Source organism: Burkholderia sp. ABCPW 11, from assembly GCF_001523445.1.
GTDB lineage: Bacteria > Pseudomonadota > Gammaproteobacteria > Burkholderiales > Burkholderiaceae > Burkholderia.
In genome coordinates, this window is sequence record NZ_LOVM01000078.1 from 45,461 (window position 1) to 67,281 (window position 21,821).

At 68.4% G+C, this 21,821-nt stretch carries 20 protein-coding genes; 10 read left to right on the forward strand and 10 right to left on the reverse strand.

Annotated elements, in window-relative coordinates:
• Positions 1 to 85: 85 nt before the first annotated feature.
• The 6 genes from WS61_RS26700 (at position 86) to WS61_RS26725 (ending at position 6,769) form a co-directional block, all read left to right on the forward strand.
• Positions 86 to 586 carry a MerR family transcriptional regulator gene (locus tag WS61_RS26700; RefSeq protein WP_059504942.1) on the forward strand — a complete coding sequence of 167 codons (501 nt, stop codon included), beginning with the start codon at positions 86 to 88 and terminating at the stop codon, positions 584 to 586.
• Positions 583 to 2,139 carry an MFS transporter gene (locus tag WS61_RS26705; RefSeq protein ID WP_059504943.1) on the forward strand — a complete coding sequence of 519 codons (1,557 nt, stop codon included), beginning with the start codon at positions 583 to 585 and terminating at the stop codon, positions 2,137 to 2,139. The genes WS61_RS26700 and WS61_RS26705 overlap by 4 nt, the downstream gene beginning before the upstream one ends.
• A gap of 38 nt (positions 2,140 to 2,177) precedes the next feature.
• Positions 2,178 to 3,011, forward strand: coding sequence for a zinc-dependent peptidase (locus WS61_RS26710; protein ID WP_059504945.1), 834 nt, complete (start codon positions 2,178 to 2,180; stop codon positions 3,009 to 3,011).
• A gap of 157 nt (positions 3,012 to 3,168) precedes the next feature.
• Positions 3,169 to 3,435: a type B 50S ribosomal protein L31 gene (locus WS61_RS26715; protein WP_011549676.1), complete on the forward strand. Its 267-nt coding sequence runs from the start codon at positions 3,169 to 3,171 to the stop codon at positions 3,433 to 3,435.
• 143 nt (positions 3,436 to 3,578) lie between these two features.
• The gene (locus WS61_RS26720) at positions 3,579 to 5,411 is read left to right on the forward strand and encodes a glycosyltransferase family 39 protein (protein ID WP_095211837.1); all 1,833 of its coding nucleotides are present in this window, start codon (positions 3,579 to 3,581) and stop codon (positions 5,409 to 5,411) included.
• A gap of 2 nt (positions 5,412 to 5,413) precedes the next feature.
• Positions 5,414 to 6,769 carry an MATE family efflux transporter gene (locus WS61_RS26725; protein WP_059504949.1) on the forward strand — a complete coding sequence of 452 codons (1,356 nt, stop codon included), beginning with the start codon at positions 5,414 to 5,416 and terminating at the stop codon, positions 6,767 to 6,769.
• 11 nt (positions 6,770 to 6,780) lie between these two features.
• Here WS61_RS26725 and lipA read toward each other — a convergent pair whose 3' ends face one another.
• From lipA to WS61_RS26755, 6 genes are all read right to left on the reverse strand, one after another.
• Positions 6,781 to 7,746 (reverse strand): lipoyl synthase, encoded by a 966-nt coding sequence (lipA, locus tag WS61_RS26730; protein ID WP_059504951.1) that lies wholly within the window; start codon positions 7,744 to 7,746, stop codon positions 6,781 to 6,783.
• Positions 7,747 to 7,748: 2 nt separating this feature from the next.
• Positions 7,749 to 8,864 (reverse strand): acetoin dehydrogenase dihydrolipoyllysine-residue acetyltransferase subunit, encoded by a 1,116-nt coding sequence (locus tag WS61_RS26735; protein ID WP_059504953.1) that lies wholly within the window; start codon positions 8,862 to 8,864, stop codon positions 7,749 to 7,751.
• Between the two features lie 4 nt (positions 8,865 to 8,868).
• Positions 8,869 to 9,873, reverse strand: a complete 1,005-nt coding sequence (locus WS61_RS26740; protein WP_059504955.1) for an alpha-ketoacid dehydrogenase subunit beta — start codon at positions 9,871 to 9,873, stop codon at positions 8,869 to 8,871.
• 54 nt (positions 9,874 to 9,927) lie between these two features.
• Positions 9,928 to 10,911 carry a thiamine pyrophosphate-dependent dehydrogenase E1 component subunit alpha gene (locus tag WS61_RS26745; RefSeq protein WP_059504957.1) on the reverse strand — a complete coding sequence of 328 codons (984 nt, stop codon included), beginning with the start codon at positions 10,909 to 10,911 and terminating at the stop codon, positions 9,928 to 9,930.
• Positions 10,912 to 10,988: 77 nt separating this feature from the next.
• Positions 10,989 to 11,765, reverse strand: coding sequence for an SDR family NAD(P)-dependent oxidoreductase (locus WS61_RS26750; RefSeq protein WP_059504958.1), 777 nt, complete (start codon positions 11,763 to 11,765; stop codon positions 10,989 to 10,991).
• A 54-nt stretch (positions 11,766 to 11,819) separates the two neighbouring features.
• A complete protein-coding gene (locus WS61_RS26755) occupies positions 11,820 to 12,878 on the reverse strand; it encodes an ATP-NAD kinase family protein (RefSeq protein WP_059504961.1) in 1,059 nt (352 codons plus the stop codon).
• 521 nt (positions 12,879 to 13,399) lie between these two features.
• On the opposite strand from WS61_RS26755, the gene WS61_RS26765 reads away from it, so the two are divergent.
• Positions 13,400 to 15,319, forward strand: coding sequence for a sigma-54-dependent Fis family transcriptional regulator (locus tag WS61_RS26765; protein WP_059504966.1), 1,920 nt, complete (start codon positions 13,400 to 13,402; stop codon positions 15,317 to 15,319).
• Positions 15,320 to 15,338: 19 nt separating this feature from the next.
• Here the strand turns inward: WS61_RS26765 and WS61_RS26770 are convergent, their stop codons facing one another.
• Both WS61_RS26770 and WS61_RS26775 read right to left on the reverse strand, forming a co-directional pair.
• Positions 15,339 to 15,773, reverse strand: a complete 435-nt coding sequence (locus tag WS61_RS26770; RefSeq protein ID WP_059504968.1) for a carboxymuconolactone decarboxylase family protein — start codon at positions 15,771 to 15,773, stop codon at positions 15,339 to 15,341.
• Complete coding sequence (locus WS61_RS26775; RefSeq protein WP_059504969.1) at positions 15,757 to 16,218, reverse strand: MerR family transcriptional regulator; 462 nt, start codon at positions 16,216 to 16,218, stop codon at positions 15,757 to 15,759. The genes WS61_RS26770 and WS61_RS26775 overlap by 17 nt, the downstream gene beginning before the upstream one ends.
• 275 nt (positions 16,219 to 16,493) lie before the next feature.
• Here WS61_RS26775 and WS61_RS26780 point away from each other — a divergent pair, with 275 nt between their 5' ends.
• Both WS61_RS26780 and WS61_RS26785 read left to right on the forward strand, forming a co-directional pair.
• Positions 16,494 to 17,105, forward strand: a complete 612-nt coding sequence (locus tag WS61_RS26780; RefSeq protein WP_006496393.1) for a helix-hairpin-helix domain-containing protein — start codon at positions 16,494 to 16,496, stop codon at positions 17,103 to 17,105.
• A gap of 88 nt (positions 17,106 to 17,193) precedes the next feature.
• Entirely contained in the window at positions 17,194 to 17,625 is a 432-nt protein-coding gene (locus WS61_RS26785; RefSeq protein WP_059504971.1) for a YidB family protein, read from the forward strand.
• 115 nt (positions 17,626 to 17,740) lie between these two features.
• Here the strand turns inward: WS61_RS26785 and clpB are convergent, their stop codons facing one another.
• Together clpB and WS61_RS26795 are read right to left on the reverse strand one after the other, a co-directional pair.
• Entirely contained in the window at positions 17,741 to 20,338 is a 2,598-nt protein-coding gene (gene clpB / locus WS61_RS26790; RefSeq protein WP_059504973.1) for an ATP-dependent chaperone ClpB, read from the reverse strand.
• Positions 20,339 to 20,501: 163 nt separating this feature from the next.
• Entirely contained in the window at positions 20,502 to 21,017 is a 516-nt protein-coding gene (locus WS61_RS26795; protein ID WP_059504975.1) for an Rrf2 family transcriptional regulator, read from the reverse strand.
• A 242-nt stretch (positions 21,018 to 21,259) separates the two neighbouring features.
• Here WS61_RS26795 and WS61_RS26800 point away from each other — a divergent pair, with 242 nt between their 5' ends.
• A complete protein-coding gene (locus tag WS61_RS26800) occupies positions 21,260 to 21,820 on the forward strand; it encodes a group III truncated hemoglobin (protein WP_059504977.1) in 561 nt (186 codons plus the stop codon).
• The last annotated feature ends 1 nt before the right edge of the window (position 21,821 follow it).

Below are 21,821 nucleotides of genomic sequence, written 5' to 3' on the forward strand. Positions count from 1 at the left end.
GCGGCCGTTTTTCGATCCAAACCTGAACGTGAACGTACAGGTTGATCTATAATCGCGTCATTGTCCCGCCGAATCTCCCTGACCGATGCCGAACGATGCCTCCACCCCGCTATTGACCGTCAGCGACGCCGCCTCGCGGCTCGGCGTCACGCCGCGCACGCTCAAATATTACGAAGAGCGCGGGCTCGTTACGCCGTCGCGCAGCGAAGGCCGCTACCGCCTTTACGACGAAGCCGACCTCGAACGCTTCGCGCGCATCCTGCGGTTGCGTGCGCTCGGCTTCTCGCTGCACGGCATCACCGAAATGCTGAAGCGCCCGCTGGAAGAAACAGGCGACGGCCGGCGCCGCTATTCGGAGGCGTCGCTGCGCGAGATCCGCGCCGGCCTCGCCGGGCAGATCGAGACGCTGGACCGGCGGATCGCGGCCGTTCAGCGCGAGCTGAAGGAGGCCGTCGCGCTGCGCAAGGAGTTGCAACACGACATCGACTACGTCGAACGGCGCCTCGCCGGCGAAAACGCCGACGCGCTGATCGCGCAGCGGCAGGCCGAAGCCGGCACGCGGCGCGCACGCAAGGATCGCGAATGAACGCGGTGCCCGGCCGGCCGCCGCTGTGGAGCCGCGCGAACCTGCGCGGGGACCTGTTCCCGTGGGCCCTCGCGCTCGTCACCGGCATCGACTACTTCGACAACGCCGTCTTCTCGTTCTTCGCGAGCTACATCGCGGGCGGCATCAACGCGTCGCCCGACGAACTCGTCTGGTCGTCGAGCGCCTACGCGGTCGCGGCCGTGCTCGGCATCCTGCAGCAGCAATGGTGGGTCGACCGGCTCGGCCATCGCCGCTACGTCGCGGGCTGCATGCTGATGTTCTCGCTCGGCGCGATCGCGTCGGCGCTGGCCGACACGTCGCTGGCGCTCGCGTTCGCGCGCGGCTTCCAGGGCTATTTCATCGGCCCGATGATGGGCGCGTGCCGGATCCTGATCCAGATCAGCTTCAAGCCGCAGGAACGGCCGCCTGCGACGCGCGCGTTCCTGATCATGATCCTGCTCGGCAGCGCACTCGCACCGATCGTCGGCGGGCTGCTGGTCGCGCATTCGACGTGGCGCGCCCTGTTCGCGTGCACGGCGCCGGCCGGCATCGCGTTCGCGATCCTCGCGTTGCTCACGCTGCCCGATTCGGGCCGCACGCCGGACGACGAACGCGGTTCCGGACACTTCTGGCCGTACGTGGTGTTCGCGCTCGCGCAAGGCGCGCTGCAGATCGTGCTGCAGCAGGTGCATTACCAGCTCTACAGCGGCTCGCCGATGCTGATCGTGCTGACGATCGCGGGGCTCGGCGCGCTCGCGTGGTTCGCGTATCACCAGTGGCATCACCCGACGCCGCTCGTGCGGCTGCACGCGTTTCGCGAGCGGACGTTCCAGATCGGGCTGCTGCTCTACATGTTCTATTACTACGAGACGACGGGCTTCAGTTACCTCACGTCGCGGTTCCTCGAGGGCGGGCTCGGCTACCCGGTCGAGAACGCCGGGCGCCTGGTGGGCACGATGTCGCTGATCTCGGCCACCGCGCTGTTCGCCTACCTGCGCTACGCGAAATTCGTCACGCACAAGAAGTGGTTCGTCGTGCCGGGGTTCGCGATCGCCGTCACGGCCGCGCTGTGGATGACGCGGATGACGCCGCAGGTCGGCGAAGCCGCGCTGATCGTCCCGCTGCTGCTGCGCGGGTTGCTGCTGCTGTTCATCGTGCTGCCGGTCGCGAACCTCACGTTCCGGATTTTCGCGATCGACGAATACACGCACGGCTACCGGCTGAAGAACATCGTGCGGCAACTGACGATCTCGTTCGCGACGTCATCGGTGATCATCGTCGAGCAGCACCGGCTGGCCGTGCACCAGACACGGCTCGTCGAACGCGCGAACGCGTTCGATCCGCTGTTCCAGCAGACCGTCGATGCGCTGACGCGCGGCTTTGCGGCCGCCGGCCATGCACCGAACGATGCGCACGGCCTCGCGATCGCGTCGATCGCGCGGATGGTGGCGCAACAGGCGTCGTTCCTCACGTCGCTCGACGGCTTTTACTTCCTCGCGGGCGTGGCGCTCGTCGGCGGCCTCTTCGCGACATGGCAAAAACAGATCGATTGAGTTAAAAGACAGGCTTTGGATTTTCGTCCGCAGCCTCCATGCTTTCGAAACTGACCCGCTGGTTCGACGACCGCCGCCGCGACCGCGCGCTGCGCAGCCACCCGATTCCCGACGCGCTGTGGCACGAAACCGTCGAGCGCCTGCCGTTCCTCGCGACCTTGTCGCCCGACGCGCTCGGCCGGCTGCGCGAGCTGACGAGCCTGTTCGTCGCGAAAAAATCGTTTTCGACCGCGCACGGGCTCGAACTGACCGACGCGATGATCGTCGCGATCGCCGCGCAGGCCTGCCTGCCCGTGCTGAATCTCGACCTGTCGCTGTACGACGGCTGGGTCGGCGTCGTCGTGTATCCGGGCGAATTCGTGATCCGCAAGACCGTGCAGGACGAGGACGGCGTCGTCCACGAAGTCGAGCAGGATGCGAGCGGCGAGGCTTGGGAAGGCGGCCCCGTGATCTTGTCGTGGGAAGACGCGCAGATGACGGACGGCCGGGACGCGTACAACGTCGTGATCCACGAGTTCGCACACAAGATCGACATGGTCAACGGCGCGGCCGACGGCTATCCGCCCCTTTTTCGCCGCTGGCATGCGCCGCATCTCGACGCACAGGCATGGGCCGACGTGTTCGAGCACGCGTACGACCAGTTCTGCGCGCGCGTCGACGCGGTGCCGGACCGCGCGTGGGCACGCTTCGAGCGGGACTCGCTGATCGATCCCTATGCGGCCGATCACCCGTCGGAATTCTTCGCGGTGTGCAGCGAGGCGCTGTTCGTGCGGCCGAAAGCGTTCGAGTCCGAATTTCCGGAGCTGTACCGGTTGCTCGCGCGCTACTACCGGCAGGATCCGGCCGGCACCGGCGCACTCGACGCGCCATGAAAATTATTCGTCAACCGTCTGATTTTCTGGCATAATCGCCGTTTTTCGACCTTAGGCAAGTGGCTCGCGCCGGGCTTGACGGCGGCCGAATCGCTCCCATCGGGGCGGCTCGACACGGCAAGCGGCGGGTTGGCTACCGCTATCACCAAGGAAAATCATGAAACCTGGCATTCACCCGGACTACCGCGAAGTCGTCTTCCAAGACATGTCGAACGGCTTCAAGTTCATCACGCGCTCGACGATCCAGACGCGTGAAACCATCGAACACGAAGGCAAGACCTACCCGCTCGCCAAGATCGAAGTGTCGTCGGAATCGCACTCGTTCTACACGGGTCAGCAAAAGATCATGGACACGGCAGGCCGTGTCGAGAAGTTCAAGAACAAGTTCGGCGCACGCGCGAACGGCAAGGCTGCAGCAAAGTAAGCTTTGCACCGATCCGGTGGTTGCAACGCACCGGTACCGCACGAAAGGGCAGCCCAGGCTGCCCTTTTTTGTCTCTGCTCGCCCGGCAGCCGCCACCCCGCGCCCGGGCAACGACCTGACGCACAACAGCGGGCGCGACTACAATGCCGGATGCTCGAAACCGGCTCGACCGCGCGCGACCGCGCCGGCCGCCCGCCCATAACAAATCGCTCATCTGCATGAAGCCTGTCGTCCGTCTCACCGCCTCCGCCACGCGTGCGCTGCCGCGCTGGCTGCTGCTCACGCTCTGCTTCGTCTACGCGGCGTTCGGCCTGTTCGGCCGCGACCCGTGGAAAAACGAGGATGCGGCGGGCTTCGGCGTGATGTGGACGATGGCCAAGGGCGGCTGGCACGACTGGCTGCTGCCGAACCTGGTCGGCAAGTTCATCACGACCGACGGGCCGCTCGGCTACTGGCTCGGCGCGCTGTCGATCCGCGGCCTCGGCCCGTGGGTCGACGCGAGCAACGCGTCGCGCGTCGACACCGGCGTGCTGTTCTGCGTCGCGTGCGCGTTCGTCTGGTACGCGGCCTACCTCCTCGGCCGGCGCGCCGAGGTTCAACCGTTCAAATATGCATTCGGCGGCGAACCCGAGCCGCGCGACTACGGCCGTACGCTCGCGGACGGCGCGCTGCTGGTGCTCGTCGCCTGCTTCGGCCTCGCGGAACGCGGGCACGAAACGACGCCGCAGCTTGCGCAGTTCGCGTGGATCGCAATGCTCGTCTACGGGATCGTGCGCGGCATCGACAAGCCGCTGCAAGGCGCACTGTGGTGGGGCCTCGCGATCGGCCTCGTCGCGCTGTCCGGCAACCCGGTGCTGGTCGTCGCGCTGCTCGCGGGCACGGCCGCGCTGTGGCTCGTGACGCCCGAGATGCGCAACCTGCGCCTGCCGCTGGTCGGCGTGCCGCTCGCGGCCGCGATCTTCGCGCTCTGGCCGCTCGCCGCCTTCGTCGCGGCGCCGGACGACGCCGCGTGGTTCTTCAACCAGTGGATCCACGGCAGCCTGATGCGCTTTTCGGGCCCGCCGACGGCCGTGCTCGGCTATGCGGCGAAGAACCTGCCGCTGTTCACGTGGCCCGCGTGGCCGCTCGCGATCTGGGCGTGGTGGAGCTGGGCCGGCATGCGCCGTCGCGCGCACATCGCGATTCCGCTGTCGGTCGCCGTGCCGCTCGTCGCGCTCGTGATCCTGCAAAGCCAGCAATCGAACCGCATGTACATGCTGCTGCTGCCCCCGCTCGCGGTGCTCGCGACGTTCGCGCTGCCGACCCTCAAGCGCGGCGCGATCAACGCGATCGACTGGTTCGCCGTGCTGAGCTTCACGATCCTCGGCACCTTCGTGTGGCTCGTGTGGCTCGCGTCGCTCACCGGCTTCCCGCATCCGCTCGCACGCAACCTCGCGCGCCTCGTGCCCGGCTACGAGCCGCATTTCAAGATCCTGTCGTTCGTCTGCGCGGTGATCGTCACCGTGTGCTGGTGCTTCCTCGTGCGCTGGCGCGTCTCGCGGCAGCCGAAGGTGCTGTGGCGCAGCGTCGTGCTGTCGAGCGCGGGCACCACGCTGATGTGGGTACTGCTGATGACGCTGTGGCTGCCGATCGTCAACTACGGCCGGACCTATCGCGATGTCGCGCAACAGATCGCCGTGCATCTGCCGTCCGACTACGAATGCATTTCGCCGGTGCGGCTCGGCGACGCGCAGATCGCGACTTTCGCGTACTTCGGCAACATGCACTTCGATTTCTCCGGCGACTGCGACGTGATCCTGCGCCAGGACCGCGCCGACTTCGGCGAGCCGAGCGCGATGTCGCAATACGTGTGGCGTCTCGTCTGGGAAGGCCGCCGCGTCGCCGACCGCGACGAGCGCTTCCGCCTGTACGAGCGCATCGAGCGGCCGAAGACGCCCGTCAAGCGGCGTCCGCCGCGCCGCCAGGCGGCCGATTGACGATGCTCGGCGACATCCGCCGGATCGTCGGTCTCGCATGGCCGGTGCTGGTCGGCCAGCTCGCGATCATCGCGTTCGGCGTGATCGACACCGCGATGGTCGGCCGCTACTCGGCCGTCGATCTCGCCGCGCTCGGGCTCGGCTCGTCGATCTACGTATCGATCTACATCGGCCTGACCGGCATCCTGTCCGCGCTGCAGCCGATCGCCGGGCAACTGTACGGCGCGCGGCGCTATGCCGAGATCGGCGAGGAGGTGCGCCAGGCGCTGTGGCTCGCGCTGCTGCTCTCGATTCCGGGCTTCCTGCTGCTGCATTTTCCCGAGCCGCTGCTGCGCGTCGCGCACGCACCCGCCGCGCTGCACGACCGCACCGTCGACTACCTGCGCATCCTGTCGTATGGGCTGCCCGCCAGCCTCGTCTTCCGCATCTACAACGCGCTGACCAACGCGGCCGGCAAGCCGCGGCTCGCGATGATCCTGCAGATCGGCGCGCTGCTGCTCAAGTTTCCGCTGAACGTGTGGTTCATCTTCGGCGGCTTCGGCGTACCGGCGCTCGGCGGCCCCGGCTGCGGGCTCGCCAGCACGCTGATCAACTGGGCGCTCGCGCTGATCGGCTACGCGCTGCTCGCGAAGCTCGACGTGTTCGCGCCGCTCGCGATCTTCTCGCGCTTCTGCTGGCCCGTGTGGGCGCGCCAGAAGGCGATCCTGAAGCTCGGCGTGCCGATGGGCCTGTCGTACCTGATCGAGGTCACGTCGTACACGTGCATGGCGCTGTTCATCGCGCAGTTCGGCACGACGACGCTCGCCGGTCACCAGATCGCCGGCAACATCGGCGCGGTGCTGTACATGACGCCGCTGTCGATCGGCGTGGCGGCGTCGACGCTCGTCGCGCGCGCGCTCGGCGCCGGGCGCGCCGAGGAAGCCCGGCTGCTCGGCCGGCACAGCGTGATGTTCGCGTGCGGCGTGGCGGCCGCCTACGGCGTGCTCGTCTTCGCACTGCGCCCGCTGATCATCGACGGCTATACGCCGAACCCGGCCGTCGCCGAGGCCGCGATGCCGCTCGTCGCGATCGTCGCGTGCTACCACGTGTTCGATGCGCTGCAGGTCACGTCGGCGTTCGTGCTGCGCGCATACAAGGTGGCGGTCGTGCCGACCGTGATCTATGCGGTCGCGCTGTGGGGCGTCGGACTCAGCGGCGGCTACGTGCTCGGCTTCGACGTCGGCGGCATCGCGCCCGCGTGGCTGACCGGCGCGCGCGGCTTCTGGTTCGCGAACACGGTCAGCCTGATGCTGGCGGGCGCAGGGCTCGTGCTGTACCTGCGCCGCGTCGGCCGCGCGCACGCCACCGCCGCGGCCTGACGCGCGGCGCGCTACGCGTCCTCCAGCACGTCGGCCGCGTGATACGACGACCGCACGAGCGGGCCGGCGACGACTTCCCTGAAACCGAGCGCGAGCGCCTCGTCGCGCCAGGCGGCGAAGGCATCCGGACTCACGTAGCGCCGCACCGGCAAATGGTGCACCGACGGCGCGAGATACTGGCCGAGCGTCAGCACGTCGACCTCGTGCGCGCGCAGGTCGCGCAGCGTGTCGTGCACCTCGTCGTCGCGTTCGCCGAGCCCGAGCATCAATCCCGATTTCGTCACGAGCGTCGGCCGCGCGGCCTTCGCCTGCGCGAGCAGTTCGAGCGAGCCGCGATAGTCGGCACCCGGCCGCGCCGCGCGGTACAGCGACGGCACCGTCTCGATGTTGTGATTGAACACGTCGGGCCACGCCGACGACAACGCGTCGAGCGCACGGGCCACGCGGCCGCGGAAGTCCGGCGTCAGCACCTCGACGCCGATGCCCGGCACGCTCGCGCGCACCGCCGCGATGCACGCGGCGAAATGCGCGGCGCCGCCGTCGCGCAGGTCGTCGCGGTCGACCGACGTGATCACGACGTAGCGCAACCCGAGCGCCGTCGCCGCATCGGCCAGCCGCGCGGGCTCGTCGGGATCGAGCGGCTCGGGACGGCCGTGCGCGACATCGCAGAACGGGCACCGCCGCGTACACAGCCCGCCCATGATCATGAAGGTCGCGGTGCGCTGCGTGAAGCATTCGCCGATGTTCGGACACATCGCCTCCTCGCAGACGGAATGCAGCCGATGCTCGCGCAGCACGGCGGCCATGTCGGCCACCGCCGCGCTCATCATCGGCCGTGCGCGCAGCCACGGCGGCTTCGGCAAGACCGCGCCGACCGCGGGCTCGACGCGCACCGGAATGCGCGCGAGCTTGTCGCGACTTCGCGCGCCGGGCTGGCCGAGCGCCGTGAGACTGGGTCGTTCGAGCGCGGCGGCCATCGTCAGTCTCCGAGGAACGCGACGATCAGGCGATTCACGTCGGCGGCCGCCTCCATCTGCACCATGTGGCCGCTGCCGGCGATCACCTCGGCGCGCACGCCGTCCGGCAAACCCTGCGCATGCTGCGCGGGAATCACCTGATCGCGCTCGCCCCAGATCACGAGCGTGCGCGGCGCAAGCGTCGCGAGCCGGTCGCGGAACACGCGCCGCTGCGCGGCGCCGTCGAACGCGGCATGCGCGATTTTCTCGAGCGCGGCCTGCACGCCTTCGAGCCGCTTGTACTTGACGAGATCCTCGACGAGCTGCCGCGTAACCAGCGCGTTGTCCGCGAACAGCGCGCCGAGGTGCGGCTTCAGCGTGTTGCGGCTGTTGCCGGCGACGAAGCCGTCGATGTACGCGCGATTGATGTCGGTGCCGAGCCCCGCGCTCGCGATCAGCGTAAGCGATGCGACGCGTTGCGGCGCACGCTCGGCCGCCGCCATCGCAACCGCGCCGCCCATCGAATGGCCGATCAGATGCGCGCGCTCGATGTGCTGCGCATCGAGCAGCGCGAGCACCGCGTCGGCCAGTTCGTCGAGGCTGCCGGTCTCGACCGCCTTGCCCGACTCGCCGTGGCCGGGCAGATCGAGCGCCCACACCGGCCGGTGCGCGGCGAGATCCGCGTGATTGAACAGCCAGTTGTTCAGGTCGCCGCCGAAGCCGTGGATCAGCACGGCCGGCGTGCCCGCACCGTCGCCCAGCTTCAGAAAGCGGATCGTGCGGCCGCCGATCTGCGCCTTCTCCGGCTGCGGGCCGGCCGCCTCGTCGGCAGCCGCGCTCGGCACGAAATCGCGCTGGAACTCGGCGATCGCCGCATCGATGTCGGCGTCGCTCGCATCGGCGGCCGCGACGACGCCGAGCAGCGCGCCGACGGGCAGCGTCTCGCCCGCCTGCGCGACCTGCCGGCGCAGCGTGCCGTCGAACGCGCACTCGACGCCCGACGAGATCTTGTCGGTCTCGACGTCGAGCACCTCGTCGCCCTTCGCCACGCGTTCGCCGATCGCCTTCAGCCAGCCGTTGACCTGCCCCTGCTCCATCGACAGCCCCCACTTGGGCATCGTGATCATGTGAATCGACATCGTGTCAGCTCCTCGTCTTCAGGACCGCCTGCGCAATCGCATCGGCGGACGGGATATACAGGTCTTCCAGCACGCCGGCGAACGGCGCGGGCGTATGCGGCGCCGTGACGAGCCCGATCGGCGCCTTCAGCGAGCGGAACGCGCGCTGCGCGACGAGCGCGGCGATGTCGGTCGCGATCGAGCAGCGCGGGTTCGCTTCGTCGACGACCACCACGCGCCCGGTACGCTCGGCGCTCTCGAGAATCGTTTCCTCGTCGAGCGGAGACGTCGTGCGCAGGTCGATCACGTCGCACTGGATGCCGTCCTTCGCGAGCGTCGCGGCCGCGTCCATCGCGAGATGCACCATCCGGCCGTACGTGACGATCGTCGCGTCGTCGCCGTCGCGCATCACGTTCGCCTCGCCGAACGGAATCGCATAGGATTCCTCCGGGACATCGCCCTCGCGCGTATAGAGCAGCTTGTGTTCGAGGAAGATCACGGGATCGTTGTCGCGGATCGCCTGGATCAGCAGCCCCTTCGCGTCGTACGGCGTCGACGGGCACACGACCTTCAACCCCGGGATGTGCGTGAACAGAGACGTGAGCATCTGCGAGTGCTGCGCGGCCGCGCGCAGGCCGGCGCCGTACATCGCGCGGATCACGACCGGCGTCACGGCCTTGCCGCCGAACATGTAGCGGAATTTCGCGGCCTGGTTGAAGATCTGGTCGAAGCACACGCCCATGAAATCGACGAACATCAGTTCCGCGACGGGCCGCATCCCGCACGCGGCCGCGCCGACCGCCGCGCCGATGTAGCCGCCCTCCGACAGCGGCGTGTCGAGCACGCGGCCCGGAAACTTGTGGAACAGCCCCTTCGTCACGCCGAGCACGCCGCCCCATGCGTCGTCCTCGCCCGGCGCGCCCGCGCCGCCCGCGTTGTCCTCGCCCATCACGATCACGCTGTCGTCGCGCGCCATTTCCTGCGCGAGCGCCTCGTTGATCGCCTGCGAATAAGTGATCTTCCTTGCCATGTCTGTCTCCTGGAATGTTCGTTTCGCCGTGCCGGCCGCCGGGTCAACCCGCGCTCACGGATACGACACGTAGACGTCGGCGAGCAGGTCGGCAGCATCCGGCAGCGGTGCCGCCTTCGCCTGCGCGACCGCGTCGTCGATCAGCGCCTTGACCTGGGCGTCGATCGCGCGCAGGTCGGCGGCGGTCAACGCTTCGGCGCGCACGACGCGCGTTTCGAAATGCTTCAGGCAGTCCTTCTCGTCGCGCAGCTTCTGCACTTCGCCCGGTGCGCGGTAGGTTTGCGCATCGCCCTCGAAGTGACCGAAATAGCGTGTGAACTTCACCTCGACGAGCGTCGGGCCGCCGCCGTTGCGCGCACGCTCGACGGCTTCGCCCAGCGCCTCGTACACCGCGAAGAAGTCGAAGCCGTCGACGATCACGCCCGGCATCCCGAACCCGTTCGCCCGATCGGCGATGTTGTCGGTCGCAACCGACCAGCTCGACGACGTCGCTTCCGCATAGCCATTGTTTTCGGCGACGAAGATCGCGGGCAGCCGCCACACCGACGCGAGGTTCATCGATTCGAAGATCACGCCCTGGTTCGACGCGCCGTCGCCGAAGAAGCACACGCCGACGCCGCCCGTCTTCTTGTGCTTGGCCGCGAGCGCCGCGCCGCACACGAGCGGGCCGCCCGCGCCGACGATCCCGTTCGCGCCGAGCATCCCCATCGACAGATCGGCGATGTGCATCGAGCCGCCCTTGCCGTGGCAGACGCCCGTCTTCTTGCCGTAGATTTCGGCCATCATCCCGTGCACGTCGACGCCCTTCGCGATGCAATGGCCGTGGCCGCGGTGCGTGGTGGCCACGTAGTCGTCGAGGCCGAGGTGCAGCATCGTGCCGACGGCGGACGCCTCCTCGCCCGCGTACAGGTGAACGAAGCCGGGGATCTCGCCGGTCGCGAATTCGACGTGCAGGCGTTCCTCGAATTCGCGGATCGTGCGCATCAGCCGGTAGGCATCCAGCAGCTTGTCCCTGCTGAGCTGTGTCGAAGCGGTCATGTGTGTCTCCTGGGTAGGTCTGACTGCGAATGCCGCCCCGGCCATGCCATGGCGGCGGATTGCACGGTTTGCGGCCGTCAGTGGAACGTGAAGCCGCCGTCGACGTTCACGGCCTGGCCCGTCACGTTGTCCATCGTCGCGAAGAACAGCGCGAGTCGGCCCATGTCTTCCGGCGTCTGCGCGCGGCCCTGCGGAATCAGCGTCACCTGGTGCCGCTGCCACGATTCCTCGACCGATTCGCCGTCGGTCTTCCATGCGTCGGACAGCCGGTCCCACATGTAGGTACGGACGATGCCGGGGCAGATCGCGTTGACGGTCACGCCGTCGCGCGCGAGCTCCTTCGCCAGCGCGTTGGTGAAGCCGACGACCGCGAATTTCGATGCGCTGTAATGCGCGAGATTCGGAAAGCCTTCCTTGCCCGCAATCGACGCGACGTTGATGATCCGGCCGCGGCCCTGCGCCTTCAGATGCGCGAGCGCCGCGCGGCAGCCGAGGAACGTGCCCTTCGCGTTCACGTCCATCACGAAATCCCAGTCGCGCTCGGTCAGTTCGGCGACCGGACGAATGCTGATCACGCCCGCGCAGTTCACGAGAATGTCGAGCCCGCCGAGCTCGGCGAGCGCCTGTGCGACCATCGCGTCGACCTGCGCGACCTGCGTGACGTCGACTTTCGCGACCGCCACCCGGCGACCGAGCGCGCGCACCTCGCGCGCGGTGGAATCGAGCGCGTCGTCGAGCAGATCGGCCAGCAGGATGTCGGCGCCGGCACCGGCGAGCGTCAGCGCGATGCCGCGGCCGATGCCGCGCGCGCCGCCCGTGACGATGGCGACCTGTCCTTCGAGAGGGGCTGTCATGGCGATGTCTCCTTGATGATCGTGACGGATGCCGAAATACCGTTGCGCCGGTCGTCAGTCGTGCCGCACACCGGCGTCGCGCAGCAGTTGCCGCGACGATGCGTAGCGCAGCGTGCGGCCGACGTCGACCGTCAACGGCCCGCGCCAATCGAGCGAAATCTCGTAGCGATCGCCGCGTGCGACCTCGATCTCGCGCTCGCCGTCGAACGCGAGCGTGCCGCGCTCGAACGGAATCGCGTGCCATGCGCCCGGTTCGAGCCGCTCGCAACTGCGCATCACGACACGGTCGACGCGCCCCGGCGCGATCGGCGCGACGAGCGGTGTGCCGGCCGCGTTGCCGGCTTGCGCGAAGCGCATCGCGAGCCCGTGCGGCGCGCTGCGTTCGAGCGGCGCCCATGCGCCGCCGAGCGCGGACAGGCCGATGCCGTCCGGTTCCGCGAACGTCAGGTAGAGCGAGTCGATGTCGTCGGGGCCGGAGATCGCGCGTGCGCCGATGAAGCGCTGCCGCGCGGCGCACACGTCGACGAGCGCGATCTCCTCGCGCCCCGGCTGCTCGCCCGCGACGCAGCGCACGACGAGCCGCTTGTTGCGCACGAACGCGACCTCGGCCGGCACCGCGCCGCTCGCGGCGAGCCCTGCCGCGACGCCGGCGACGGTCGCCTCGCGATGTTCGGGAAACGCGTTGTTGGTGCCGGTGGACAGCGCGACGAGCGGCGTCGCGCCGCAATGCGCGGCCACCGCGCGATGGGTGCCGTCGCCGCCGAGCACGACGATCAGCGACACCTCCATCCGGTGCAGATAGGCAGCGCCGGCCTGCGTGTCGGCGACGGTATCGGTGATCGGCAGGTCGACGAAGTCGACCTCGGGCCAGCGCTCGTGCGGCGCGACCGCACGATGCGTGTCGATCGCGCGCAGCAGCAGCGTCGCGATGCCCGTGCGGTCGCGCAGCGTCAGCACGCGCTCGACGCCCATCGCACCAAGGCCGGCCAGCAGGCGCACGATCATGTTCGCCTTCTCCGCGGTCGGAAACACGGATGCATGCGTCGTGAGGCGGCGGATGTCGCGCCCCGATGCGGGGTTCGCGATCACGCCGACGGTAACGGGCGTCGTCACGGGTTTGTCTCCATCCAGTCTGCAGGGCCCGCGCGTTGGCGCGCGCCGGCTCCGCCTGTTTCGTCCGCCGCCATCGACGGGCGGCGGATCGTCGTCGCCGATGCGATCGCGCCGGCTTGCCCTTATCTCTGCAAGCGGCGTGCCATCGTGCGTGCGATGGCCGCGAAACCCGCGTCCGCACTGGCGCAGCGGGCCTGCACGGGTTCGGAATGCGCGACCGTGACGACGCGGCGCGCATCGAATTCGCCGGGACGTCTCACGTCGTCGATACGGCGAACGCGATCGTCGCGGCGCCCGCGCATGCGCGTCGTTCCGCCGCAAACCCAGCGTTCGCGCGGCGTCGCGCAGGCGACGTCCCGCCGCACGCCGCGCATCCGGCCGTCTCAACGGCGCGAGACACGTTGCGATACCGGTGAGACGACCGTCTCACGCACATCGCGTGCTGCGATGCAATGTGATCCGCCGGACCGGATGTGCTACAAGAACAGCGACATCCCCGCCGTACGGAACCGGAGCCGACCATGCCCTACGCCGTCCCCCAGGCCCAGCACGCCGACCGTGTACTTGGCGCGCTCGCCGGACGCCTGCCCGCGCCGGCGGATTCCGCGCGTCTCGTGTCGTCGTGGCAGCGGTCGCTGGAGCGCTACCGTCTCGACCCCGCTTCGTCGATCGGCCCGCGCGTGCTGACCGCGGCGGAGCTGCGCGAAGTACGCGACAAGGAAGAAGCCTTCCTGCGCGCGTCGGGCCAGTGCCTGACACGGCTGCACGACATGATCCGCGTCGCCGACTACTGCGTGATGCTGACCGACGCGCACGGCGTGACGATCGACTATCGGATCGACCGCGAACGCCGCAACGACTTCCGTCACGCGGGGCTGCACATCGGCTCGTGCTGGTCGGAAAGCGAGGAAGGCACCTGCGGTGTCGCGAGCGTGCTGACCGATCTCGCGCCGATCACCGTGCACAAGACCGATCACTTTCGTGCGGCGTTCACGACGCTCACGTGCAGCGCGGCGCCGATCTTCTCGCCGGGCGGCGAACTGATCGGCGTGCTCGACGCGTCGGCCGTGCACTCGCCGGACGGCCGCGACAGCCAGCGCCTCGTCTACCAGCTCGTGCGACAGAGCGCGGCGCTGATCGAGGACGGCTACTTCGTGCACAGCACCGCGCAGCACTGGATATTGTTCGGGCATCCGAACCGTCACTACGTCGAGGCGCAGCCCGAGTGGCTGATCGCGTTCGACGAATGCGGCAACATCGTCGCCGCGAACCGGCAGGCGCGCGACGCGCTGCCGGCGCTACGCGAGCCGCGCCATATCGACGAGATCTTCGATGCGACCGAAATGCCGCTGCGCGACGCCGCGCGGCTCGATGCGATCGTCGCGCTGCGGCTGCGCGCGACCGGCGCCCCGCTCTACGCGCGGCTGCGTGCGCCGCTACGGCGCGCCGGCCGCGAACCCGGCGCGGCATCGCGCCGCCCGGGCACCGCCGCGCCGCGTCACGTCGGCGCGCTGACGCCGTTCCTGAACAGCAGCGACCCGCGCATCGCGCAACAGGCGGAACTCGCGCTGCGGGTCGCGAGCAAGCGGCTGCCGATCCTCGTGCTCGGCGAAACCGGCGCGGGCAAGGAAGTGTTCGCCCGCGCGATCCACGACGCCGGCGCGCGGCGCGCGCGGCCGTTCGTCGCCGTCAACTGCGGCGCGCTGCCGGAAGCGCTGATCGAGAGCGAACTGTTCGGTTATGCGGCCGGCGCGTTCACCGGCGCACGCAAGCACGGTGCGCGCGGCAAGATCGCGCTCGCCGACGGCGGGACGCTGTTTCTCGATGAAATCGGCGACATGCCGCTCGCGCTGCAGACGCGTCTGTTGCGCGTACTGGCCGACGGCGAGGTCGTGCCGCTGGGCAGCGATACACCCGTGCGCGTCGACCTCGACGTGATCTGCGCGACCCACCGCGATCTCGCGCGGATGGTGGCCGACGGCACGTTCCGCGAAGACCTGTACTACCGGTTGAGCGGTGCGACGTTCGACCTGCCGCCGTTGCGCGAACGCGCGGACGTGCGCGACGTGATCGCCGCCGTATTCGCCGAGGAAGCGCAGGCGACCGGCCACGTGCTCACGCTCGACGCGACGCTCGCCGAACAGCTCGCCGCGTATCCATGGCCGGGCAACGTGCGGCAACTGCGTAACGTGCTGCGCTATGCATGCGCGGTGTGCGACGCCGCACGCGTGACGCGGCGCGACCTGCCGGCCGATCTCGCCGCGCAACTCGACGGCGCCCCGACGGGCGCGCTGCCCGATGGCGAACGCGGCCGCATCGTCGCCGCGCTCACAGCGCATCGCTGGCGGCCCGACGCGACCGCCCGCGCGCTCGGCATGTCGCGCGCGACGCTGTATCGGCGCATCGCGAAGTACCGGATCGTCGCGCCGCACCGCGCGTGACGCACCGGCGCACGCTCCGTCAGGCGAGCTGCCCGGCCGCTTCGTTCGCGTCGTCCGCCACGCCGGCCGCTTCGTCGCGCCGCGTGAACACCTCGTGCGCGGCGAACAGCGCGTTGAGCGCGGCCGGCATCCCCGCATACACGGCCATCTGCATGAACACCTCGACGATCTCGTCGCGCGTGCAGCCGACGTTCAGCGCGGCCTCGATATGCACCTTCAATTGCGGCTGCGCGTTGCCGAGCGCGGCCAGCGCCGCGATCGTCGCGATTTCGCGCGCCTTCAGGTCGAGCTGCGGCCGGCTGTAAATGTCGCCGAAGCTGAATTCGACCAGCAGCCGCCCGAAGTCCGGCGCGATCGGCGCAAGCGCCGCGATCACGCGTTCGCCCACTTCGCCGTCGATTTCCTTGAGTTTGTTCCAGCCGCGCGTGTAGCGATCCTCAGCGAGTCGTTCCATCGTGTCCGTCCTGTTCCGATAAAGAGTGAGAAGGATTCGCCCGTCGTTCCGTTTCCCGTGCCTGCGCCTCGTAGTACGCGATCTTGTCGCCGATCGCATCGAGGTTCGCCTGCAGCTCCGCGATATGCGCGCGCACCGCGTCGCGATGCGCGACCAGCAAGTCGCGCCGCGCGCCGAACGTCGACTCGCCCTGCTCGCGCAGCACCGCGAACGCCTGGATCTGCGCGATCGGCATGCCGGTCGCCTTCAGGCGCATCACGAAGGCCAGCCCGGCAAGGTCGGCCGGTGCATAGAGCCGGTGCCCGGCCGCCGTGCGCGAAATCGCACGTAGCAGGCCGGCCTGCTCGTAATACCGCAACGTATGCGTCGACACGCCCGTCAGTTCGGCGACTTGCCCGATCGTCAGCGGACCGGCGGCGGTGGGTTGGGATACGGTTTTCGACATGGCAGGAACAAGGTTAGGAGTTAGAGTTCACTCTAAGTCAAGCGTTGTCGAACGGCCAGCGTCGCGACAACCGGCGACACCGTAAAGAATGGTCAAAATCGGCGCATGGCATCGGTTTCGGCCTTTACAGCACCGCAAGCCTTCAGCAAGATTCGGTCAGCTTGTCTTAAAAAGGGCACGCATTTGTCCTATGCTTAACGGCGACGCCCGGCCACCTCGCGCCCCGTCGTCCGTTGCAACAGCCATTCATCCGTCAGAACCAGGGAGCCTTTGCCATGCTGAAAAAGCTGCTGATGCTGTTCGTCGCGCTATCGCTGTCGCTCGCCGCCGGCCTTGCCGCAGCCGTCGAAGTCAACACGGCCGACCAGGCCGCGCTCGAATCCGTGAAGGGTCTCGGGCCCGTGAAGTCGAAGGCGATCATCGACGAACGCACCAAGAACGGCCCGTTCAAGGACGCCGACGATCTCGCAAACCGCGTGAAGGGCCTCGGCACGAAGTCGGTCGGGCATCTCGAGGAAAACGGCCTGACGATCGGCGGCGCGTCGACGCCGCCGAAGGGCGTGAAGCTGTCGAAGCCGGCCGCGACGACGTCCGCGACCACGTCGACCACGACGTCGGCGGGCACCGCATCGACGTCCACGACCGCGACGGCCGGCACGACGACCGCGGCGCCCGCGCCGACGGCGAGCGCACCGGAAGCGGCCGCCAAGCCGGCCAAGACCAAGCGCGCATCGAAGAAGGAAAAGGCGGCAGCGGCTGCCGCGGCATCCGCCGACGCGGGTGCGAGCGCACCGGCGGCCGCGTCGTCCACGAAGGCGACGAAGGGTTCGAAGAAGAAGAGCAAGAAGGACAAGGCAGCCTCCGCCGCCGCGGCGTCGGGCGCCTGATGTGCGCCGCGCGCACGACGGCGTGCGCGCGGCATTCGTTCAACGGGCGCCGTCGTCACGGCGCCCTTTTCAGTAAAGGTGAAGAACCATGGGTCTCCTCGACATCGTTGGCGGTCTGATCGGCGGCCAGGCCGGCGGCAACTCGCAAAGCGCGCTGATCGCGACCGCGCTCGAATTCATCAACAACCAGCCGGGCGGCCTGAACGGGCTGATCGAGAAGTTCAAGGCCGGCGGCGCCGGCGACGTGATCGGTTCGTGGGTCGGCAACGGCGAAAACCAGCCGATCTCGCCGGACACGCTGCAGAACGTACTGGGCTCGGACGTCGTCGGCTCGCTCGCGAGCAAGGTCGGCATCGATCCGGCGCAGGCCTCGTCGATCCTCGCGCAGGTGCTGCCGCACGTCGTCAACGGCGCGACGCCGAACGGCGAAGTGCCGGCCGGCGGCCAGGTCGACACGTCGAACGTGCTCAGCACGCTCACGCAGCTCGCCGGCATGTTCGGCGGCAACAAGCAGGCCTGAGCGCCCGCCGCGACCGGGCGGCCCGTTCGGCCGCTCCATAAGCAAACACCCCGCCGAGGCGGGGTGTTCGTTTTTGCGCCCGGTGCGAACCGGGCGCGCTGCCGACGGCAGGCGATCAGTGAACGACGCGGTCGAACACGAACTGGCCGTCGTTGACGTCGACCGGGATCACGTCCTTCGGGCCGAAGCGGCCGGCGAGGATCAGCTTCGCGACCGGGTTCTCGATCTCCTGCTGGATCGCGCGCTTCAGCGGCCGGGCGCCGAACAGCGGATCGTAGCCGACCTTCCCGATCTGTTCGAGCGCCGCGGGCGACACGTCGAGCGCCATGTCGAGCTTCGCGAGCCGGTCGTGCAGGCGCGCGAGCTGGATCTTCGCGATCGACTCGATGTTGCTGCGGTCGAGCGCATGGAACACGACGACGTCGTCGATCCGGTTCAGGAACTCGGGACGGAAGTGCTGCTTCACCTCGAGCCACACGGCGTCCTTGATCTCTTCCTGCGGCGCCCCCGTCATGGCCTGAATCACCTGCGAGCCGAGGTTCGACGTCATCACGATCACCGTGTTCTTGAAGTCGACCGTACGCCCCTGCCCGTCGGTCATGCGGCCGTCGTCGAGCACCTGCAGCAGCACGTTGAACACGTCCGGATGCGCCTTCTCGATCTCGTCGAGCAGGATCACGCTGTACGGCTTGCGACGCACGGCTTCGGTCAGGTAGCCGCCTTCCTCGTAGCCGACATAGCCCGGCGGCGCGCCGATCAGCCGCGCGACGCTGTGCTTCTCCATGAATTCGCTCATGTCGATGCGAATCAGGTGCTCTTCCGAATCGAACAGGAACGACGCCAGCGCCTTGCACAGCTCGGTCTTGCCGACCCCCGTCGGGCCGAGGAACAGGAACGAGCCGTACGGACGGTTCGGATCGGCGAGACCCGCGCGCGAACGACGGATCGCATCGGCCACCGCGCTGATCGCCTCGTCCTGGCCGACCACGCGCTCGTGCAGCTTTTCCTCGATGTGCAGCAGCTTCTCGCGCTCGCCCTGCATCATCCGCGACACGGGAATGCCCGTCGAACGCGACACCACTTCCGCGATTTCCTCGGCGCCGACCTGCGTGCGCAGCAGGCGCGGGCGGGTCGGGTTGTGCTGCTCCTGCTCTTCGGCCTGCGTGACCTGCTTCAGTTGCGACTCGAGCTGCGGCAGCTTGCCGTACTGCAGCTCGGCGACCTTCTCCAGCTTGCCTTCACGCTGCAGGCGCGCGATGTCCGCCCGCACCTTCTCGATCTCTTCCTTGAGCTGCGCGCTGCCCTGCACCGCGGCTTTCTCGGCGGTCCAGATCTCCTCCAGGTCCGCATATTCGCGGCCGAGGCGATCGATCTCTTCCTCGATCAGTTGCAGGCGCTTCTGCGACGCTTCGTCCTGCTCCTTCTTCACGGCTTCGCGCTCGATCTTCAGCTGGATCAGACGACGGTCGAGCTTGTCCATCTCTTCGGGCTTCGAATCGATTTCCATCTTGATCTTCGAAGCGGCCTCGTCGATCAGGTCGATGGCCTTGTCGGGCAGGAAGCGGTCGGTGATGTAGCGATGCGACAGCTCGGCCGCGGCGACGATCGCCGGGTCGGTGATGTCCACGCCGTGGTGCAGTTCGTACTTCTCCTGCAGCCCGCGCAGGATCGCGATCGTCGCCTCGACGCTCGGCTCGTCGACGAGCACCTTCTGGAAGCGGCGTTCGAGCGCGGCGTCCTTCTCGATGTACTTGCGGTATTCGTCGAGCGTGGTCGCGCCGATGCAGTGCAGCTCGCCGCGCGACAGCGCCGGCTTCAGCATGTTGCCCGCATCCATCGCGCCTTCGGCCTTGCCCGCCCCGACCATCGTGTGGATCTCGTCGATGAATACGATCGTCTGCCCTTCGTCCTTCGCGATATCGTTGAGCACCGCCTTCAGGCGCTCCTCGAACTCGCCGCGATACTTCGCGCCGGCGAGCAGCGCGGCCATGTCGAGCGACAGCACGCGCTTGCCCTTCAGCGTCTCGGGCACTTCGCCGTTGACGATCCGCTGCGCGAGCCCTTCGACGATCGCGGTCTTGCCGACACCCGGCTCGCCGATCAGCACCGGGTTGTTCTTGGTGCGGCGCTGCAGGATCTGGATCGAGCGGCGGATTTCGTCGTCGCGGCCGATCACCGGATCGAGCTTGCCCGCGCGGGCGCGCTCGGTCAGGTCGACCGTGTATTTCTTCAGCGCCTCGCGCTGGCTTTCCGCGTCCTGGCTGTGCACCTGCGAGCCGCCGCGCACCGCGGCGATCGCGGCTTCGAGCGACTTGCGCGTGAGGCCGTGCTGGCGTGCGAGCTTGCCGGCCTCGCCCTTGTCGTCGGACACGGCGAGCAGGAACATCTCGCTCGCGATGAACGTGTCGTTGAGCTTCTGCGCTTCCTTGTCGGCCTGGTTCAGCAGTCCGGCCAACTCACGGCCGACCTGGATGTCGCCGCCCGTGCCCGTCACTTGCGGCAGGCGCGAGATCGCTTCGTTCAGCGCGCCTTGCAGCGCCTGCACGTGCACGCCCGCGCGCGACATCAGCGAGCGGGCCGAGCCGTCCTGCTGCGCGATGAGCGCCGCCAGCACGTGAACGGGTTCGATGTATTGATTGTCGCGGCCGGCGGCAAGGCTTTGCGCGTCCGCGAGTGCTTCCTGGAACTTGGTGGTGAGCTTGTCGATTCTCATTTAGTCGAGACCTCCAATTTTCGATTAACACCAAGATGAGGATGGCTATGCGGCTTTCAAGCGAAATTCGGGTTGATTCAGCGCAAAAATTGCCGGATAGCCTGAAAACGGTCCAGCGGCGCGATGGGGACGGGATCGCCGTGCGGCGCGCGGCGTCCGCGTGTCAGTGGGCCTTGGGCGACTGCTCGGCGGCGGCCGGCGCGTCGTCCGGCACCGGGGCACGCACGAGCGCGACCGGACGGATGCCGAGCAGCGCCACGAGCGGCGATGCGGGCTCGGCCAGGTCGCCCAGCGTGTGGCGATCGAGTTCCGCGAAGAACGCGTCGCGCGCGGCCGCCAGCACGCCCTTCAGCCGGCACTGCGGCTCGATCACGCAGCCGCGCGACTCGCTGCCGTCGGGCGAAAAGCAGCCGACCAGCGCGAAGTCGTTCTCGGTCGCCCGCACGACCTGGCCGACCGTCAGTTCCAGCGAATCGGCAAACAGCCGCAACCCGCCGTTGCGGCCGCGAACGGTGTCGACCCAGCCCAGTTCGCCGAGTCGCTGGACGACTTTCATCAGATGGTTCTTCGAGATGCCGTAGGCGTCCGAGATCTCCTGGATGGTCGCGAGCCCCTCACCGCGCACGGCCAGGTACAGCATCACGCGTAGCGAATAGTCGGTGTAGTCGGTGAGTCTCATGAGCGAATACGGAAAAGATCGATCGTGCCCCGATTACCTGAGCCGGGCGGCGCTCGATGCGTGCAGGGCCGATGATGGTGCCGTAGCGCGGCCGCGGGTTGCCGAGAGCGCGTGCGCGCAATAAGATGCGCAGTATCTACACGTTTTTCAGGGGTTACAGGACGCTATTTTGCGTCAAAATCCGGCCGGCGTCCTGCTCGTCGCCCGCGCCGCCGCCCCGATCCACCGGCCCCTTTTTTGTCATGACTGCCCTGCCCGCCTCGCCCGAACCCGCACCGGCCCGCCCTCGCGACGCCGAGCCGACCGAAGACAACATCCGCGATCTCGTCTACGCGTTCTACGACCGCGTGCGCGCCGACCCGCTGCTCGGGCCCGTGTTCGACGCGAAGCTGGCCGGGCGCTGGGACGATCATCTGCCGAAGATGGTGACGTTCTGGTCGAGCCTCGTGCTCGGCACCAAGGGCTATCGCGGCAACGTGCAGCAAGCGCACCAGCCGCTCGACGGGATCGAGCCGGCCCATTTCAGCCGCTGGCTGGCGCTGTTCCTGAAGACCGTCGACGCGCGCTACGCGCCGCCCGCGGCGATCCGTTTCATGGAGCCCGCATTGCGGATCGCGCAGAGCCTGCAGTTGAGCCGGTTCGGCTGGGACTACCGGATTCCGCCCGAGCAGCAGGCGCTCCTCGACGCGATCGCGCCGCGCCGCCGCGACACGGGCGACGATCCGCATGGGTTGCCGTCGCGCGCCCGCGGCGAGCCGTTTCCGACCAAGATCATCGGGCGCGGCGTCGACCCGGACGCGTAAC

Coding starts and splice junctions, on each gene's coding strand:
- WS61_RS26700 (WP_059504942.1), top strand. CDS start 86: ATGCCGAACGATGCCTCCACCCCGCTATTGACCGTCAGCGACGCCGCC.
- WS61_RS26705 (WP_059504943.1), top strand. CDS start 583: ATGAACGCGGTGCCCGGCCGGCCGCCGCTGTGGAGCCGCGCGAACCTG.
- WS61_RS26710 (WP_059504945.1), top strand. CDS start 2,178: ATGCTTTCGAAACTGACCCGCTGGTTCGACGACCGCCGCCGCGACCGC.
- WS61_RS26715 (WP_011549676.1), top strand. CDS start 3,169: ATGAAACCTGGCATTCACCCGGACTACCGCGAAGTCGTCTTCCAAGAC.
- WS61_RS26720 (WP_095211837.1), top strand. CDS start 3,579: ATGCCGGATGCTCGAAACCGGCTCGACCGCGCGCGACCGCGCCGGCCG.
- WS61_RS26725 (WP_059504949.1), top strand. CDS start 5,414: ATGCTCGGCGACATCCGCCGGATCGTCGGTCTCGCATGGCCGGTGCTG.
- lipA (WP_059504951.1), bottom strand. CDS start 7,746: ATGGCCGCCGCGCTCGAACGACCCAGTCTCACGGCGCTCGGCCAGCCC.
- WS61_RS26735 (WP_059504953.1), bottom strand. CDS start 8,864: ATGTCGATTCACATGATCACGATGCCCAAGTGGGGGCTGTCGATGGAG.
- WS61_RS26740 (WP_059504955.1), bottom strand. CDS start 9,873: ATGGCAAGGAAGATCACTTATTCGCAGGCGATCAACGAGGCGCTCGCG.
- WS61_RS26745 (WP_059504957.1), bottom strand. CDS start 10,911: ATGACCGCTTCGACACAGCTCAGCAGGGACAAGCTGCTGGATGCCTAC.
- WS61_RS26750 (WP_059504958.1), bottom strand. CDS start 11,765: ATGACAGCCCCTCTCGAAGGACAGGTCGCCATCGTCACGGGCGGCGCG.
- WS61_RS26765 (WP_059504966.1), top strand. CDS start 13,400: ATGCCCTACGCCGTCCCCCAGGCCCAGCACGCCGACCGTGTACTTGGC.
- WS61_RS26770 (WP_059504968.1), bottom strand. CDS start 15,773: ATGGAACGACTCGCTGAGGATCGCTACACGCGCGGCTGGAACAAACTC.
- WS61_RS26775 (WP_059504969.1), bottom strand. CDS start 16,218: ATGTCGAAAACCGTATCCCAACCCACCGCCGCCGGTCCGCTGACGATC.
- WS61_RS26780 (WP_006496393.1), top strand. CDS start 16,494: ATGCTGAAAAAGCTGCTGATGCTGTTCGTCGCGCTATCGCTGTCGCTC.
- WS61_RS26785 (WP_059504971.1), top strand. CDS start 17,194: ATGGGTCTCCTCGACATCGTTGGCGGTCTGATCGGCGGCCAGGCCGGC.
- clpB (WP_059504973.1), bottom strand. CDS start 20,338: ATGAGAATCGACAAGCTCACCACCAAGTTCCAGGAAGCACTCGCGGAC.
- WS61_RS26795 (WP_059504975.1), bottom strand. CDS start 21,017: ATGAGACTCACCGACTACACCGACTATTCGCTACGCGTGATGCTGTAC.
- WS61_RS26800 (WP_059504977.1), top strand. CDS start 21,260: ATGACTGCCCTGCCCGCCTCGCCCGAACCCGCACCGGCCCGCCCTCGC.